Source organism: Haloferula sp. A504, assembly GCF_044385805.1.
In the GTDB taxonomy this organism is placed as follows: domain Bacteria; phylum Verrucomicrobiota; class Verrucomicrobiia; order Verrucomicrobiales; family Akkermansiaceae; genus Haloferula.
In genome coordinates, this window is sequence record NZ_JBISBU010000006.1 from 40,508 (window position 1) to 57,831 (window position 17,324).

At 65.9% G+C, this 17,324-nt stretch carries 11 protein-coding genes; 5 read left to right on the top strand and 6 right to left on the bottom strand.

Features of this window, described 5'->3' with window-relative positions; genetic code table 11:
• Positions 1–22 precede the first annotated feature (22 nt).
• Genes ACG2LG_RS04710 through ACG2LG_RS04730 form a run of 5 tightly spaced genes read right to left on the bottom strand, consistent with a single transcriptional unit; the run spans position 23 to position 4,786 of the window.
• Entirely contained in the window at positions 23–403 is a 381-nt protein-coding gene (locus ACG2LG_RS04710) for a rhodanese-like domain-containing protein (protein WP_396256785.1), read from the bottom strand.
• 51 nt (positions 404–454) lie between these two features.
• On the bottom strand, positions 455–1,570 hold the full coding sequence (gene rsgA, locus ACG2LG_RS04715; RefSeq protein ID WP_396256787.1) for a ribosome small subunit-dependent GTPase A: 1,116 nt from the start codon (positions 1,568–1,570) through the stop codon (positions 455–457).
• 48 nt (positions 1,571–1,618) lie between these two features.
• Positions 1,619–2,527: an endonuclease/exonuclease/phosphatase family protein gene (locus tag ACG2LG_RS04720; RefSeq protein ID WP_396256789.1), complete on the bottom strand. Its 909-nt coding sequence runs from the start codon at positions 2,525–2,527 to the stop codon at positions 1,619–1,621.
• Complete coding sequence (locus tag ACG2LG_RS04725; RefSeq protein WP_396256791.1) at positions 2,524–3,591, bottom strand: peptidylprolyl isomerase; 1,068 nt, start codon at positions 3,589–3,591, stop codon at positions 2,524–2,526. Before ACG2LG_RS04725 ends, ACG2LG_RS04720 begins: the two co-directional genes overlap by 4 nt.
• A 25-nt stretch (positions 3,592–3,616) precedes the next feature.
• Positions 3,617–4,786, bottom strand: coding sequence for a L,D-transpeptidase (locus tag ACG2LG_RS04730; protein WP_396256793.1), 1,170 nt, complete (start codon positions 4,784–4,786; stop codon positions 3,617–3,619).
• Between the two features lie 91 nt (positions 4,787–4,877).
• Here ACG2LG_RS04730 and ACG2LG_RS04735 point away from each other — a divergent pair, with 91 nt between their 5' ends.
• Positions 4,878–5,855 carry a hypothetical protein gene (locus tag ACG2LG_RS04735; protein WP_396256795.1) on the top strand — a complete coding sequence of 326 codons (978 nt, stop codon included), beginning with the start codon at positions 4,878–4,880 and terminating at the stop codon, positions 5,853–5,855.
• 140 nt (positions 5,856–5,995) lie between these two features.
• On the opposite strand, the gene ACG2LG_RS04740 is transcribed toward ACG2LG_RS04735, so the two are convergent.
• Complete coding sequence (locus tag ACG2LG_RS04740; RefSeq protein WP_396256797.1) at positions 5,996–6,982, bottom strand: aldolase catalytic domain-containing protein; 987 nt, start codon at positions 6,980–6,982, stop codon at positions 5,996–5,998.
• A gap of 181 nt (positions 6,983–7,163) precedes the next feature.
• Here ACG2LG_RS04740 and ACG2LG_RS04745 point away from each other — a divergent pair, with 181 nt between their 5' ends.
• The 4 genes from ACG2LG_RS04745 (at position 7,164) to ACG2LG_RS04760 (ending at position 17,260) form a co-directional block, all read left to right on the top strand.
• Positions 7,164–8,093, top strand: coding sequence for a TIGR01212 family radical SAM protein (locus tag ACG2LG_RS04745; RefSeq protein ID WP_396256799.1), 930 nt, complete (start codon positions 7,164–7,166; stop codon positions 8,091–8,093).
• Positions 8,094–8,354: 261 nt separating this feature from the next.
• Positions 8,355–14,756 carry a hypothetical protein gene (locus ACG2LG_RS04750; protein ID WP_396256801.1) on the top strand — a complete coding sequence of 2,134 codons (6,402 nt, stop codon included), beginning with the start codon at positions 8,355–8,357 and terminating at the stop codon, positions 14,754–14,756.
• 81 nt (positions 14,757–14,837) lie between these two features.
• A complete protein-coding gene (locus tag ACG2LG_RS04755) occupies positions 14,838–15,773 on the top strand; it encodes an alpha/beta hydrolase fold domain-containing protein (protein WP_396256803.1) in 936 nt (311 codons plus the stop codon).
• Positions 15,770–17,260, top strand: a complete 1,491-nt coding sequence (locus ACG2LG_RS04760) for a sulfatase (protein ID WP_396256804.1) — start codon at positions 15,770–15,772, stop codon at positions 17,258–17,260. Before ACG2LG_RS04755 ends, ACG2LG_RS04760 begins: the two co-directional genes overlap by 4 nt.
• The last annotated feature ends 64 nt before the right edge of the window (positions 17,261–17,324 follow it).

The following is a 17,324-nucleotide window of genomic DNA, read 5'->3' on the forward strand; positions in this document are numbered from 1 at the left end:
ATCGAAGACGGGAAAGCGGTGTTTATTTGACCACCTTTTGGCCGTCGTTGGTCCAGGAGCGGATGCCGCCCTTGAGGTCGTAGAGGACCGGAAATCCCGCGTCCCGGAGCTGGCGGGTCGCCCGCTCGCTGCGCCTGCCGCTGCGGCAGTAGACCAGCAGGGGCTTCGATTCGTCGAAGCTCTCCTTGACGGTTTTGGCGAAGTCCTTGCTGCCGATCTCGATCCGGGTGGCCCCCTCGATGCGGCCTTCGTTCCATTCTTCCTCGGTGCGCACGTCGAGAAGCTGGACCTTCTCTTCGGCGATCAGGGTGGCCGCTTCGGCCACCTTCACTTTCTGCGGGGCATTGGTGGCCGGGGCACAGGCGGAGAGGGCGAGGGCGAGAAGTGGGACAAGTCGAAGCATGCCGGAAGCATAGTGAACTTTCCGCCCTTGTCGTGGAGAATTTGCGCCACGTTACCGCCACTCGCCGCGTTGCTCGCGCTCGTGGTCGATGCGGTCCTGGAGGTTGCGGGCCTTGATGCGGTGGGCCCGCTTGGCGCGGCGCTCGATGTTGATCTGGCGCTTCTTGGCGCGGCGGCGGAGTTGCTCGATCTCGTCGTCGAGGCGGAGGAAGCTCTCAAGGCGCTCGATTTCAAGCTCGCCGTCCTCGACCGCGGCGCGGATCGCGCAGCCCTTGTCGGTGCCGTGCTTGCAGTCGTGGAACTGGCACCGCGAGGCGATCCGCTCGAGGTCGGCGAAGTTCTCCCGCAGCGTCCGCTCGTCGGTCCACATCTGGATCTCGCGCATGCCCGGATTGTCGATGAGCATGCCGCCGGCGGGCAGCAGCACGAGTTCGCGGGCGGTGGTGGTGTGGCGGCCCTTGCCGGTGACCTGGTTGACCTCGCTGGTCCACTGCCATTCCTCGCCCATGAGCTGGTTGACCAGGGTCGACTTGCCGACACCGCTGGAACCTACGATGCACATCGTATTTCCACGGGTCAGGTGCCGCTTGAGGATCCCGAGTCCGCTGCCTTCCAGCGCGCTGACGAGGTGGACCTCGGCTTCCGGATTAAGGGCTTGGATCTCGGCGCAGGCATCCTCGCAGTGGCCGGGCGGGAAGGCGTCGGCCTTGTTGATCAGCACCACCGGCCGGGCTCCGCTGCGGCCGATGAGCGCGAAGTAGCGCTCCATGCGGCGCGGGTTGTGGTCGGCGCCGGGATCGGTGACGACCGCGACGACGTCGACGTTGGCGCCGATCACCTGCTCCTCGACGCTCTTGCCCGGCAGCTTGCGTGAGAAGCAGGAACGGCGGGGCAGGCGGGCGCGGATGACGTGGTCCTCGTTCTCGCCGCCGAGCTCGACCGCCGCCCAGTCGCCGACGGCCGGGAGCTCGGCATCGGTTTCGGCGTCGTGCCAGACCTTGCCGGACAGCACGACGTCGATGTCGGTGATTTCACCGTCCTCATCGACGATGAACGCGCCGTAGTTGATCGTCGTCTCGCGGTTCAGCCGGGCGGGGACGTAGCCTTGCTTCGCCAGCGCTTCGAAGGCGCGGGCGAGGTCGTCGTTCCAGCCGAGATCGGCGAGCATGGCGCAGCCTACGGCTCCGAAGTTCCAAGGGCCAAGTTCCAATCCATCTTATCCATCCTGGTCCTGATCTGATTCCGGCCAGCGGACCTTGGCCCACACGGGGAAGTGATCGGAGGGCTGGAGCTTGCGGCTGGGTGCCCGGTCGATGCCGGCGGCTTCGAAGACGGCCCCTTTCGAGACGAGGATGTGATCGACCTTGAGCGCGCCGCCGGCGTCGCCGGACCAGAAGTGGAGCGTGCGGCGGTTCTCCTCGTGGCGGTGGAGGGAGTGGTAGGGGTCGGTGAGGCCCGCGGAGGTGAACTGCCGGACCGCCGGGTTGCTCTCGACCGCATTGAAGTCGCCGAGCAGCACGACGGGCTCGCCGGGGTGGGCTCGATTCGCGATCCGCTCGACGATCAGCCCCGCCGACCTGACCCGGGAGGCCTGGTGGCGGTGGTCGAAGTGGGTATTGTAGATGTAGAAGCCGCGGCCGGTGGGGCGGTCGATGAGGCGCATCCAGGTGGTGCAGCGGACAACCGAGTTGCCCCAGGTCTTCGAGCCGGGCTTCTCGGGTAAGTCCGACAGCCAGAAGGTTCCTTGTTCGGCGCGGTCGGCCTCGAAGCGATCGGTCTTGTAGAGGATGGCGGCATACTCGCCGGCGCGCTCACCGTCGTCGCGTCCGATGCCGGCGAAATCGTAGTCGGGGAGCGAGGCGCGCAGGTCGGCGGCCTGACCGTGCAGCGCTTCCTGGACGCCCAGCACGTCGGGGTCGAGCCGGCGGATGGTGCGCACGACCCGGTCGATGCGGTTGGGCCAGGCCCGCCAGCCGCGGTCGCTGTCGTTCTCGTAGCGGATGTTGAAGCTGCACAGCGAGAGCTCCAGCACCCCATCCTCGCGGACGGCCACGGCGCGCGGAGCCTGCTTCTCGCGGCAGCCCGCCACGAGGAGGAGAAGGACGATGCCGGCGAGGCGGATCATTCGCTGGAGATCATGTCGGTAAGGACGTGCACCGTGACGGCATCGGGGTCGTTGCGCAGGGCTTCCCGCAGGCGCGGCACCATCTCGATGCGCCGGGCGCTTTCCAGCGCGGCGACGACTTCCCCGCGGGCGTCTTCAAAGGAGCGGGTTTCGGCGGCGCGGCGGTCGGTGACTTCCACGATGTGCCAGCCGATCTTGGTGCGGATCAGGGTCGGCCGCTGCGGTTTCATTTCAAAGGCGGCGTGACCGAAGTCGGCGGGCAAGCGGCCTTCGGTCATCCAGCCGAGGTCGCCGCCCGAGTGCTTGGTCTTGAGGTCGTCGCTCAGCTCGGCGGCGAGGGTCGCGAAGTCCTTCGTTCCGGCTTTCAGCTCCGTCAGGGCCTTTTCCAGAGTCGCCTTCGCTTCCTCGGAGTCGCGGTCCAGGGTGGCGAGGAAGACGTGCCGGGCCCGGACGCGGAGCGGCAGGTCGAAGCGGTCGCGGTGCTTCTCGAACCACTGCCGGGCCTCCTCGTCGGTGACCCGGATCTCGTCGGCGATCTGGCTTTCGACGTATTTCGTCTGCTGCAGCCGCGCGGCCAAGCGGTAGCGGAGCTCCTTCTCACTGTCGATGCCCTCGGCGGCGAGTTCGTTCTTCATCTCCTCGCGATTGGCGAAACGCGACGCGAGGCGCTTGATGGCGTCGTCGATCTCCTCTTCGGAGACCGGCAGCGAGTCCGTGTTGGCATTCACCTTCACCCGCAGCAGTTCGTGGTCGATGAGGTCGTTGAGTGCCGCGAGTCGTTCGGTGCGGCGCTGCTCGGGGGTGAGTTCGTCGATGTCGCGTCCGCGCAGCCAGAGTCGCTCGCGGGTCGCGCGCTCGACCTGCGAGAGATAGATGGGCGTGCCGCCGACCCGGGCGACCATGCCTTTCGAGCGGGCGTATTCGAAGGCCGACTCGCTGTCCGGCCGGGCCGCCTGGAAGTGGCGGTGGACCGGCCCATTGAACAGGAACATGTCCGCCCCGAGGTAGAGCGTGACGATCGTGTAGAGCGCCAGGCGGACGGTGAACTTCTTCGACGGGGCCACGGAGGGGAGGACTACGGGGTGGAGTTCATCGAATTTCCACCGAAGCGCCCGGCCGGACGAGATCTGGCATGCGCATGGCGTCCCAGTTCGCCATCCGGATGCAGCCGGCGCTGCGCGAGCGACCGATCGTTTGCGGGCTGGATGTCCCGTGGATGCCGATGCCGGAAACGCTGAGGCCCATCCAGATCACGCCGACCGGACTGTTCGGTCCGGGCGGGATGTTGATGGCGTTCTTGCTGCGGCCCTTGCCGTCGAGCAGCGACTGATCGTAGCGCCAGACCGGGAGTTGGACCGCATTGCGCATCTCCCACAGGCCGTACTTGATGAAGCGTTCCTGACCGGGCGTGATCGGGAAGGCGGCGATCAGCGAGCGGTTGGCGCGGACCTGGACCGGCCCGTCGGGATCGTCCCCGACGACCAGGGCGGTCGGGGTGTTTTCGTAGATGCGTGCCTGGTTGACCTTGGTGTCGACCACCACGTGCCGGTTGGCGAGCAGCGGTTCGGTTTCGTAGCGGGCCCCGGTGAGGTTCTCGACCTGGAACGGCTTCACGTTGGGAACGATCAGGGCCTTGCGGGGGGCGAGTCCGTAGACCGTCGACGAGCCGTTGATTTCGACCAGGAACTCGACATCGGTGTGGTAGCGCTCCGACATGAACTCGCCGTAGCTGCGGTAGCTCATGCGCTTGGCGCCGGCCTGCTGCGAACGCTTGTAGGGGAGTTTGGTGTTCACCCACTGGGTCGCGACCTCGGGGACGATCGCGGTGGCGAAGGGGCTGGGCACGGCCTTGCGCGCGGCGGCCAGGGCGGCGGTCAGGTCGTTCTGCGGGTGGCCGTTGGCCTCGTTCCAGGCATTGACGGCCAGCACCGTGAAGCGGCCGGGCTTGCCGTCGATCACGCCGGGGCCGAAGAGTTGCTGGTCGAGGAAGATCTGCAGCCGCACCGCATCCTCGCCGGTGGGAAGGTGGTCGATGTCCGGGGTGTCGGAGCGTGGATTGTTCTCGGGCTCGGGCAGCTTGACCTCCCCGGCAGGCAGTGGCTTCGACTCCGGAGCCTGTTGGACGGGCTCCACCGGCTTGATGCCGGAATCGGGCGTGATGTCCGACGGATCGACGGGCAGGGCCTTCGGCACCTCGGCCACCAGATGGGCGGCGAGGGTGAAAAGCGTGAGCAGGCTGATGCGGAGCGGGTGGGCCATGTTCGCGGGAAGCTGTCACCATCCACAGCGTCTGTCAGGTCGATTCCTGTGGCGAAAAGACCGGACATCGCCTTACGTAGCGGCAGCAGTCATGAACATCCGATCCATCACCACCGCTCTCGCCCTCTCGCTGCCGCTTGCCGCGGCGCCTCTTGTCTTCGAGGGAGGCGACGGTCCCGGCAAGGGCAAGCACGTCGTCCTCGTCAGTGGCGACGAGGAATACCGCTCGGAGGAGGCGCTGCCGATGCTGGGCAAGCTGCTGGCCGAGCGCCACGGCTTCAAATGCTCGGTGCTTTTTGCGATCAACAAGGAAACCGGCGAGATCGACCCGAACGAGCAGACCAACATCCCGGGCATGGAGGCCATCGACTCCGCCGACTTCGTGATCCTGGCGCTGCGTTTCCGCGAGCTTCCGGATGGGGACATGAAGCACCTCGTCGACTACGTCGAGGCCGGCAAGCCCTTGCTCGGGCTGCGCACCAGCACTCATGCCTTCCGCTACTCGCGCGACGAGGAAAGCCCGTATGCCAAGTGGTCCTTCAACTCGAAGGAATGGCCGGGGGGATTTGGCCGGCAGGTGCTCGGGGAAACATGGATCAACCACCACGGCCACCACGGCAAGGAAAGCACGCGCGGGATCATCGACGAGGCCAATGCCGGTCATCCGCTCGTCCGCGGTGTCGAGGATGTGTGGGGTGACAGCGACGTGTATGGCATCAAGAACTACCCGGAGGACGCCAAGACCTTGATCCATGGCCAGGTGCTCACCGGCATGTCGCCGGATGATCCGCCGGTGGAAGGCGAGAAGAACGACCCGATGATGCCGGTGGCCTGGGTCCGCGAGCTCGACGTGAACGGCAACCAACAGAAGATCATCTGCTCGACCATGGGAGCGGCCACGGATTTCACGGCCCCGGGGCTGCGGCGTTTCGTCGTGAACTCCGCCTACTGGGCGACCGGACTCGAGGTGCCCGAGGAACTCAACGCCGATCCGGTCGACGAGTTCAAGCCGACCAACTTCGGCTTCAACAAGTTCATCAAGGGCCGCAAGCCGGAAGACTACCGCTGAGCCTAAGGGCAGGGGAGGTGACCCGACCGCATCGACACGAAGCTGCCGGTGCGGTGAACCGGGGATTTCGATTCGTCCGCCCGGGTCACCCCGGGCATCCGGTGTCCTCGTGACAGTAAGCGGACAGAACCTGCCTCGATCTACAAGTCCGACATCGTCTGGTCGTAGAAGGCCGTGTAGGCGTCGGGCGTCGGCCCTTCGCGGAAGGCCATCGCACTGCGCGGGTGGAGGTTCATCCGGCCGGTGAGGTGGTAGGGGATCGAGGGACCCCAGTCGCACTTCTCACGGATCGGCAGGATCGTGTTTTCGATCACCTCAAGCACCGGGCGCAGCTTGAACTTCGGGTTGCGCAGGAAGCTCAGCAGGATCTCCATCGGGCAGTTGCCGGCGCCCCGGCCGAGGCCCATCATCGTCGCATCGACGCGATTGCTGCCGAGGATGATCGCCTCGATGGTGTTGGCGAAGGCAAGCTGCAGGTTGTTGTGGGCGTGGATGCCGACCTCCTTGCCGGTCCCCTTGAGGGCCTTGGCGTACTTGCGCATCAGATGGTCGATCTGCTCGCGGTAGAGGTTGCCGTAGCTGTCGACCACCACCACGGTGCCCACCGGGCTTTTCGCCGCGATCCTGAGACCCTGGTCGATCTCGCTGTCCGCGACCGTCGAGATCGCCATGATGTTGAGGGTGGTCTCGTAGCCGAGCGAGTCGAAGCGCTCGATCATCTCCATCGCCTCGGAAATCTGGTGGATGTAGCAGGCGACGCGGATCATATCGAGCACGCTGTCCTTGGCCGGGATGATCTGGTGCTTCCAATCGCTCTTGCCGCCGGCGTCGGCCATGGCGCAAAGCCTGAGGCCGGTCGCTTCCGAATCGTGGTCGCCGACCACCCGCCGCATGTCTTCCTCCTCGCAGTGGCGCCACGGGCCGTAGCGGTCCTTCGGAAATTGCTGCGGCGAGTTCTTGTAGCCGATCTCCATGGTGTCGATCCCGGCATCGATGCAGGCCCGGTAGACCGCGCGCACCTGATCATCGGTGAAGTTCGAGTCGTTGATCAGGCCCCCGTCGCGGATGGTGCAGTCGAGCACCTTCAGCTCGGGACGATAGGTGATCCAGGGTGCTTTCTCGCTCACGTCGGCAAGGGGTTGGTTGTTGAAACGGCAGCTCCATCGCCGCCGCCGCCATTCCCTCCGATCAACCGCGCCGTTGCAAGCCAAGGCCCCGACATGTTTTGGCATCGGTGATCCACGTCCGCCACTGGGGGAACGGAGAAAGCGGCTGGATTCGCGGCCGGCAATGGCTTGAAATCAGCCCGTGGAAAAGGCCTACCGATCGTATGGCGCCTACCTGAAGGGCCTGCTGGGTTGCAGGACCTGCAAGCTCACCCTCGATGCCGGCTTCAGCTGCCCGAACCGCGACGGCACCAAGGCGTGGGGCGGCTGCATCTTCTGCGACCCGACCGGATCCTCGTCCCGCGCCCAGGACGGCGGCGAAAGCATCGCCGCCCAGCTGCTCGACAACCTCGGGAAGCAGCGCCGCCGCTTCAAGGCCCGCAAGTTCATCGCATACTTCCAGAGCTTCACCAACACCTACGCGCCGGTCGATCACCTGAAGGTCCTCTACGACGAGGCCTGCGCCGCCCACGAGGACATCGTCGGGCTGGCCATCTCGACCCGGCCGGACTGCGTCGACGCGGAAAAGCTCGACCTGATCGCCAGCTACCGGGAGCGACTGCCCTACGTCTCGGTCGAGTACGGCCTGCAGACCATCCACGACCGGACGCTCGAGCGGATCAACCGCGCCGAAACCCACGCCGATTTCCTGCGCGCCTACGAGGCGACCCGGGCACGTGGCCTCGACCACTGCGCGCACGTCGTCCTCGACCTCCCCGGGGAGTCGTGGGAGGACCAGATGGCGACGGCCGACCGGCTGGCCGAACTCGGGGTCAATGGCGTCAAGATCCACCTGCTGTGCGCGATGGAGGGCACCGTGCTGGCCCGACAATACGAGCGCGGAGAATGGCAGCCGCTGGATCCCGGGGATTATCCCGCACTGGTTTGCGACTTCCTCGAGCGCCTGCACCCGGAATGCGTCATTCACCGGGTCGCCGGCAACGGCCATCACGAACACATCGTCGCCCCCCGCTGGCTGCAGCGGAAACACGAGCTGATGCAACGGATCGACGCCGAATTTGCCCGCCGCGGCACCCGCCAGGGAAGCCGGTGCCGGGTGACACGCCCGTGAGTTCCGGCCGATCTCTTCGGCTCCATCGCCCGGTTCCGCCCGACCGGTGAGACGGACCGCCGGACCCCGGTCGCGTCGATTACCAAGCCACGAGTGAGGAAGTGGCAGGAAACGGCATTCCCTCGTCACAGTTTTCGGGGATTCGCGCAAAGGCTTCAAGGAATCACGTCTTCGCGTGTCGTTCCGATGGAAGACCCGGCTTGTAGCGAAGGCTGCGCCGGGACCATTGTCGTACCGTTTCAGCCCAACCCCGACTCACCCATGAATCCCGCGCACTTGTTGATCCGCCGCATGCCGGCCTGTCTGGCTGCTGTCTTCGCCACCTGCTTCCCTGCCCATGCCCAGCAGGAGGTCGGCTACATCGAGGAGTTCGCCCTGGCGGAAAATCGTGAGCAGGCGCTGACCCAGTTGATCCCCGGAACCGAGGACTTCTATTATTATCACGCACTCCACTACCAGAACACCGGGCAGCGGGCGAAGTACACCGAGACGCTCGGTCAGTGGAAGAAGCGCTTCAACAGCTCGGCGCGCCGGCAGGTGATCGAGCACCGCCAGGCACTGCTCGACTACGACCGGGATCCGAAGGGGTCGCTCGAATACATCCGTCGCGAGCTGGGTTTGAATTTCAACCACCAGCAGGAAGGCAAGGCCCGGGAACAGCAGTACCCGAACCAGCTCAACCAGGCGGAGATCACCTGGGACAAATTCCTCCAACAGGCCCTGAGCGGGACCAAGCTGCTCGACCGGATGTCCAACGACGCGTTCTTCCCGCTGATGGCGAGTGGACGGGAACTCACCCCGCTGCAGCGGCGCGACCTGCTCCAGCGGGCGCAGCTGCCCGACCTGCCGGGCCTGGTGAAGCTGATCGCCACCGACCTGGCGACCAAGGAGAGCCGCGGATTCGGCGAGTTCAACATCCACCGCGCACTGACCCTCGCCCAGCTCGACGAGCTTCGTGAAATGCGCGGGGACCTGCTGCGCAACGAGAACTACGTGCACACCTACCTGCTGAAGCTGCAGCCCGGGGCCGACAGTGATCCGGTGGCCGACGTGGCCGCGCGCGAGGCCTACCTCGAAAAGGCGTGGGCCTTCGTGAAGGACCTCGAACCGTCGTTCAATTCGCTCAAGGCGCACCTGCTTTACCAGCGCCTCGAGCACGACCGGTCGATCGGCGTGCGCGACGAGAAGCGGTTCCTCGAGTACGTGAAGCTGCCGCGCAACGTGTCGTACATCCGTCCCGAGTGGCGACGCGACGAAAAGGTCGAGTGGAACCACCCGGCCGACATCAACCGCAACTACGCACCGGTGACCGGGCTGCCGCCGATCGGTGGCGACGAGCCGCTGGTGCGCGACTACCTGCTGCACTTCTTCAAGGCGGCGAAGGGCTACGAGCCGTACGCGCCCTACATCAGCGAAGGCTGGCTCAAGGCGGTGTTTGCCGAGGCCAAGATCGTGAATGGCATCGGCGATCCCGAGCGCTGGACCTCGATGCTGAGTCCGGCGGCCTTCCAGGCGCTCAAGGACCGGGTGGACCTCGAATTTGATCCGGCCCACCGGGCGGCGCCCGGCAAGGATGGCAAGCCGGCGGCGAATGCCGAGGAGTTCGGGATCAACGATCCGGTCAAGCTGCGCCTGCACGTGAAGAACGTGCCGAAGCTCATCGTCAAGGTCTTCGAGCTGAATCCGCTCAACCACTACCTCGAGAGTGGCAGCGAGCTGAGCACCGATGTGAACCTCGACGGCCTGGTGGCCAACATCGAGCGGACCGTCGAGTATGACGACGCCCCGGCACGCCGGACCACGCGCGACTTCGATTTTCCTGAAATCGGGAACCAGCGCGGCGTGTGGGTGGTCGAGTTCATCGGCGGCGGCCGCAGCAGCCGCGCGGTGATCCGCAAGGGCGGGCTCACGGCACTGACCCGTCCGGTCTCGCAGGGCGTGATGGCGACCGTGTTGGACGAAGCGCATCGGCCGGTGGCCGACGCCGCGGTGTGGTTCGGGGGTCGCCGGTTCGACTGCGACGAGCAGGGGCGCGCGCTGATTCCATTCTCCAACAATCCGGGGAACCGCGCGATGGTGCTTGAGGATGGTTCCGGCTTCGCCTCGCTGGCCGGCTTTTCCCATGCCTCGGAAGACTACGAGCTGAACGCCGGGTTCCATGTCGCCAACGAGGCGCTGCGCCCCGGTGCCCTGGCGACGATCGCGGTGCGGCCGCTGCTGACGGTGGCCGGCCGGCCCATCTCCCTGACCCGCCTCTCGGACGTGAGGCTGGTGCTCACCGCGACGGACCTCGATGGCATCGCGAGTTCGACGACGATCGACGACTTCAAGATCGGCTCCGACCGCGAGGCGACGCATGAGTTCCGGGTCCCGGATCGACTGGTCGACCTATCCGTCGAACTGAGGGGCAAGGTCAAGGTGGCCAGCGCCGGGGGTGACGAGATCGAGCTGCAGTCCCGCGGATCGTTCCCGGTGAACGGCCAGCTGCGGACCGACCGGGTCGACGACCTCTTCCTCAGCCGGATCGGCGGCGAGTACGTGCTCGAGTTGCTCGGGCGCACCGGCGAGGCGCGCAGTGGTCGCAACGTGAACGTGGCGGTCAAGCGGCCCGGCTTCGGGCAGCCGCTGGACTTCACCCTGAAGACCAACGACGCCGGGGTGATCGGTCTCGGCGCGCTCGAAGGGATCGAGACGGTGTTCGCCACCGCGCCGGGAGGCCACCGCCAGTCGTGGAGTCTGCCGGAAAGCCGCAGGAGTCATCGGGGTGCGGTGCATGCCGAGGCTGGCAAGCCGGTTCGCGTTCCGTTCGTGGGCACGCTGGAGCGGGCCGGGGTGGCGCTGTGGGAGGTGGCGGCCGGCGGCTACATCGTCGATCATTTCGACAAGCTGGCACTCGAGGGCGGGTTCCTCGTCGCCAAGGGCCTCGCGCCGGGCGACTACCGGCTCGAGCTGAAGCGCAGCCATCAGGGGATGACGATCCGGGTGGCCGGGGGCGCACGTTCGGTGGGCCATGTCTTCAATCAGGCGCGGATGATCGAGGTCGATGACCGCGAGCCGGCCCACCTGGTGGATCTGAAGGCCGACAAGAAGTCGGTGACGATCGATGTCGCGAACGTCGACGAGGTGACCCGCGTGCACGTGGTGGCGACCCGTTTCCTGCCGAACCTCGACATCTATCAGACGTTGGGTAATTCCGGGCAGCCGGGGCTCTACGTCGGCCAGCCGGCGCGCTTGCCGAACCTGTTCCTGAGCGGCCGCAAGATCGGCGACGAGTTCCGCTACATCCTCGAGCGTCGCTACGCGCGGAAGCTGCCGGGGAACCTGCTCGAGCGGCCGGAGTTGCTGCTCAACCCGTGGGCGGTGCGCGAGACCGATGCGGGATCGGAGCAACTCGCCGGTGGCGAGCTTTACAGCCGCAAGGACGCCGGTCGGGGTGCCTTCGGTGGCGCGCCCGGTGCGGCGGATCCCTTTGCCGCAGGCGGCGGCGGGCCGGTGCCCGGATCGATCGACTTCCTGGCGAAGGACCCGGTGGTGATGTGGAACCTGCGACCGGACAAGGACGGGAAGATGAAGATCGACCTCGATGCCTTCGGCGACCGCCAGCATGTGCACGTGCTCGTCGTCGATCCGCAGGGGGCGACCTATCGCGAGCTTTCGCTGGCCGACCGCGGCACCAAGGTCCGGGACCTGCGGCTGATCAACGCGCTCGATCCGGACAAGCATTTCACCGAGCAGGACTCGGTGACCCTGATGAAGGAAGGCGACACCCTCGAGATTCCGGACATCCTGACCGCGCGCTTCGAGACTTTTGATGACCTCGGGGCGGCCTACCGCTACCTGATCGCCCTGCGGGACGATGCGACCCTTCGCGAGTTTTCCTTCATCATCGAGTGGCCCAAGCTCGACGATGCCGTGAAGCGGGAGATGTACTCGAAGTACGCCTGCCACGAGTTGAGCTTCTTCCTCTCGAGGAAGGATCCGGATTTCTTCAAGTCGGTGGTGCTGCCGCACCTGGCCAACAAGAAGGACCGGACCTTCATGGACGACTATCTGTTGGGCGCGGAACTGGTCGGCTATTTCGACGCGTTCGAGTATGCGCGGCTGAACGTGCCCGAGCGCATCCTGTTGGCGCGCCGGCAACAGGACCGGATCGAGGGCATCCGGATGGACCTGCGTGACCGAATCTCGCTGATCCCGCCGGACCTGGCTCGTGAGACGGCCTTGTTCGAGGGAGCGCTGGCGTCATTCGGCATGAGTGGCGACCGCAACAGCGGAATCGACAAGGCGAAGATGGACGCCATGCCGGAAATGGATGCCACCGAGCTTCGCAATGCCGTGCCGATGGCGGCCAAGGGGAGGAGCGCGATGCGGCGTCAGCTTGGCGAGGAACTTGCGGAGGCGACGAAGGAGTTGAGGGATGCGCCGGCAGAGTCCGAGCTGAGGCTCGAGCGGATGGAGAAGATGGTGGATGAGAAGCAATCCATTGCGGAGAAGAAAGCCAACGTTCGTTATGCCTTGGACGAGGAGATGGGCGATGTCGATGCCTTCGCCCCCGCCGCCCTCGAGCTGGACCTGGACGACGCCTTCTTTCGCGAGATCGAGAGAACCAAGGAGTGGGCGGAGAACCACTACTACAAGCTTCCGATCGGCCGGCAGAACTACGACCTGATCACCGAGAACAAGTTCTGGCTCGACTACGCGAACCACGGGGGCGAGGCCGGATTCGGGTCGCGCCATCTCGGCGAGGCGGCGAAGTCCTTCCCCGAGGCGATGCTGGCGCTGGCGGTGCTCGACCTGCCCTTCGAGTCGAAGAAGCACGTGACGGACATCGAGGGCACGAAGCTGAGCTTCAAGGCCGCGGGCCGGGTGATCGCCTTCCACCGCGAGATCAAGGAGGCCGGGATGGCGGAGGATCCGGCACCGCTGCTGGTGAGCCAGAGCTTCTTCCGCAATGACGACCGCTATCGCACGGTGAACGGGGAGAAGGTGGACAAGTTCGTCACCGATGAATTCGTCGCCGGGGTCGTTTACGGCGGCCAGGTGGTGGTGACCAATCCGACCAGCTCGCGGCAGAAACTCGACGCGCTGGTGCAGATCCCGAAGGGCGCGATGCCGGTGCTCGGCAAGCGCGCGACCGCGACCCAGCGGATCGCGATGGAGCCCTACACCACGCAACGCTTCGAGGTCTTCTTCTACTTCCCGGCGGTGGGCAGTTTCCCGTGCTATCCCGCCCACGTGTCAAAGGCCGGCGAGGTGATCGCGCAGGCGGATCCGTTCACCTTCAAGGTGGTCGAGAAGCTGTCGAAGGTCGACGAAGCCTCCTGGGCCTACATCAGCCAGTGGGGCACGCCCGAGCAGGTGCTCGACTACCTCGCGACGCAGAACCTGCATTCGGTGAAGCTGTCGCAGATCGCGTGGCGTTTCCGCGAGAGCAAGGACTTCATGCTCAAGGCACTGGCCGCGCTAAATCTCCGGGGCCTGTATGATTCGACGCTCTTCAGCTACGGCATCATGCACAACCACGCGCCGGCGGTGCGCCAGTTCCTGCTGATGCAGGAGGGGTTCCTCAACGGCTGCGGCCTCTACCTGAAGAGCGGGCTGATCACCATCGACCCGATCGAAAGGCGGGCCTACGAGCACCTCGAGTACAAGCCGCTGGTGAACAACCGGGCGCACCGGGTGGGCGCGGACCACCGCATCCTCAACGACCGGATCCGAGGCCAGTACCAGCAGTTTCTCCAGATCCTCACGCAGAAGCCGGAGTTCGACGCCATGGACCAGATGAGCGCGGCCTACTACCTGTTCCTCCAGGACCGGGCCCACGAGGCACTGGCCCGGCTGGATGCGGTGAAGCCGGACGCGCTGCCGACCCGGATGCAGTACGACTACTTCCAGGCCTACGCCGCCTTCTACCGGTCGAAGCCGGCGGAAGCCCGCCGGATCGCGGCCCGCTACAAGAACTATCCGGTCGACCGCTGGCGCGAGCGCTTCGCGGCCATCGGCGCTCAGGCCGACGAGATTTCGGGCGAGGCGCCGGAAGTGAGCGACGAGGAAAGCCGCGACCAGCAGCAGGCGGCGCTTGCCGCCAAGGAGCCGGCACTCGATCTGAAGGTCGAGGGCACCGAGGTCACGCTGGACTACCAGAACCTGAAATCCGTGCAGGTGAACTACTACGAGATGGACCTCGAGTTTCTCTTCAGCACCACGCCCTTCGTTTCGAGCGACGGCGGCGGCTTCTCGATCGTGAAGCCGAACCGGACCGAGACGGTCCGGCTGGCGGCCGACAAGCGGACGCATCAGTTCCAGCTCCCGCGCGACTACCAGGCGAAGAACGTGCTGGTCGAGGTCGTCGGCGGTGGCAAGAAGCGCTCGCAGGCGGTCTACGCCAATGAACTGCAGACGATCGTGAGCGAGAACTTCGGGATCCTCACGGTCCGCCATGACAAGGACGGCCGGCCGCTGCCGAAGGTCTACGTGAAGGTCTACGTGATGACCGGCGACGGCGCGAAGTTCTACAAGGACGGCTACACCGATCTGCGCGGGAAGTTCGACTACGCCACGGTGAGCACGACCGACATCGCGGATGCTCAAAAGTTCAGCGTGTTGGTGATGAGCGAGGAGCACGGCGCGACCGTGCTCGAGGCACCGGTGCCGCAGAGGTAGTGCGACGAGGCACCTGTGATGAAAACCCCGCCTTGCCCGAGGCGGGGTGGATCGCTTCCATCTGCAGGCATGATCACCTCCATGCTGGCAGACTCCGCGGGCCGGAAAGGTTCGACCTTCGCCTTCGGGCTCGCGTTGATGATTGCTCCGCTGACGGCGGACGAGGGAGGCTATGCCCCGAGCGTGCCGAAGCCGACGCTTTCCGAAGTGGCGTATGGTGAGCACCCGCGGCACGTCCTCGACTTCTGGAAGGCGGAGTCGGAGAAGCCGACCCCGCTGGTCTTCGTCATCCACGGCGGTGGCTGGCAGGGCGGCAGCAAGGAGCGCCTCGACCGCTTCGCCGACACCCGGGCCTTGCTCGATGCCGGCATTTCGGTGGTCGCCATCAACTACCGCCTGATGAAGCACGCGGCCGGGGTGGTGCCGCCGGTCAAGGCCCCGATGGAGGATGCCGCCCGGGCCCTGCAGTTCGTCCGCACCAAGGCGTCCGAATGGAACATCGACAAGTGGCGCATCGGCGCGGCGGGAGGTTCCGCCGGGGCCTGCACGAGCCTGTGGCTGGCCTTTCACGACGACCTCGCCGACCCGGACAGCGCCGATCCGGTGGCCCGGGAATCCACCCGGCTTTTCTGCGCGGCGGTCCGCGGCCCCCAGACGACCCTGGATCCGGCGCAGATGAAGGAATGGACGCCCAACAGCAAGTACGGCGGTCACGCCTTCGGCGAACCGAACTTCAAGGCCTTCCTAGCCGCGCGGGAGAAGATCCTGCCGTGGATTGAGGAATACTCGCCCTACGCGCTGGTCAGCAAGGATGACCCACCGGTCGCGCTCTACTTCGGGGCGCCGCCGGAAATCGGCAAGGCCCAGAAGGATCCCACCCACACCGCGAACTTCGGCCTCAAGCTCCAGGAGCATTGCCAGGCCAACGGGGTCGCCTGCGTGCTGGTTCACAACGGCATCGAGGATCCCGAATACCCGGAGCCGACCGACTTCCTCATCCACACGCTGAAGCGATGAACCCCACGACCCGGATCTCCTTTCCACGCATCTCCGGACGGGGACTGTTGCCATGGCTGCTTGTTGTCATGGCGGCCCCGGCCTCCGCCGCCCGGCCCAATGTCCTGTTCATTGCCGTCGATGATCTGCGACCCCAGCTCGGTTGCTATGGCGAGTCCTGGATCCAGTCGCCGAATCTCGACCGGCTCGCGCAGAGCGGCCTGCGCTTCGACCGGGCCTACTGCCAGCAGGCAATCTGCATGTCGTCGCGGGCGAGCCTGCTGAGCGGCTACCGGCCCGACCACGGCAGGATCTACAACAACGGCCCGCTCTTCGAACACGTCCCCGATGCCCTGACGCTGAACCAGCATTTCCTCAACCACGGCTACGAGACCGTGTCGCTGGGGAAGATCTACCATCACGGCGGCGACAAGAAGCAGGGCTGGAGCCGGCCCGCCTGGCAGCCGGAGGGCGACTGGTCCGGCCGCGGCTATCTGGCGGAGGCGTCGCGGCGGGAGGTGGCCCGCTACGAGAAGCAAAACCCCGGGGCGAAGCGCCAGGGCATGGGGCCGGCCTTCGAAGCTCCGGAGGTCGACGACGAGGCCTACGCGGATGGCAAGATCGCCACCCGGGCGATCGGGGAACTCCGGCGGCTGGCCAAGGGCGGCGATGACGGCGGGACCCCGTTCTTCCTTGCGGTGGGTTTCATGAAACCGCACCTGCCCTTCAATGCCCCGAGGCGTTATTGGGACCTCTACGACCCGCGGAAGATTCCGTTGGCTCCCCAGCGCTCGACACCGAAGGGCGCCCCCAAGCCGGCCCGCACCGGTTGGGGCGAACTGCGCGGCTACCAGGGGATGCCGCGGTCGGGCGCGATGCCGGCGGACTCCGAGCGTGAGTTGATCCACGGCTATGCGGCCTGCGTGTCCTACGTCGATGCGATGATCGGCCGGGTGCTCGATGAGCTGGAGAAACTCGGCTTGGAAGACGACACGATCGTCGTCCTCTGGGGCGACCACGGCTTCAAGCTCGGCGACCTCGGGATGTGGTGCAAGCACACCAACTTCGAGCGCGACACGCGGGTGCCGCTGATCGTCCGTGCGCCGGGCATGAAGGCTCGGGGGAAGTCGACTCCTGCTCTAACGGAACTGGTCGATCTCTATCCGACCTTGTGCGAGCTGGCGGGCCTTGAGCTTCCCGGGCACCTCGAGGGAACCAGTTTCGCGCCGCTGCTGGACGACCCCTCGCGAGAGTGGAAGTCGGCGGCCTTCAGCCAGTATCCGCGGGGAAGCGTGATGGGTTACACCATGCGTACCCGCGACCACCGCTACACCGAGTGGCGCAAGCTCAAGGGCGGCGAGGTGGTCGCCCGGGAGCTGTATGATCATCGCGCGGATCCCGAGGAAGCGGACAACCTGGCGGGGGATCCAAAGTCGGGTGCCCGGCTCAAGGAATTCGCCGCGCGCCTTCGCGCCGGCCCCCAAGCGGCTCGCCCCCCATGGCGATGATCTGGTCCCGCCGATCCACTCGCAACAGCGATCTGAATGCCTGATGTCCGGGTCCGACCCTTTC

Excerpts from the sequence above, each read along its gene's own strand:
- ACG2LG_RS04710 (WP_396256785.1), bottom strand. The coding sequence starts at position 403 with ATGCTTCGACTTGTCCCACTTCTCGCCCTCGCCCTCTCCGCCTGTGCC.
- ACG2LG_RS04735 (WP_396256795.1), top strand. The coding sequence starts at position 4,878 with ATGAACATCCGATCCATCACCACCGCTCTCGCCCTCTCGCTGCCGCTT.
- ACG2LG_RS04760 (WP_396256804.1), top strand. The coding sequence starts at position 15,770 with ATGAACCCCACGACCCGGATCTCCTTTCCACGCATCTCCGGACGGGGA.
- rsgA (WP_396256787.1), bottom strand. The coding sequence starts at position 1,570 with ATGCTCGCCGATCTCGGCTGGAACGACGACCTCGCCCGCGCCTTCGAA.
- ACG2LG_RS04755 (WP_396256803.1), top strand. The coding sequence starts at position 14,838 with ATGCTGGCAGACTCCGCGGGCCGGAAAGGTTCGACCTTCGCCTTCGGG.
- ACG2LG_RS04720 (WP_396256789.1), bottom strand. The coding sequence starts at position 2,527 with ATGATCCGCCTCGCCGGCATCGTCCTTCTCCTCCTCGTGGCGGGCTGC.
- ACG2LG_RS04730 (WP_396256793.1), bottom strand. The coding sequence starts at position 4,786 with ATGGCCCACCCGCTCCGCATCAGCCTGCTCACGCTTTTCACCCTCGCC.
- ACG2LG_RS04750 (WP_396256801.1), top strand. The coding sequence starts at position 8,355 with ATGAATCCCGCGCACTTGTTGATCCGCCGCATGCCGGCCTGTCTGGCT.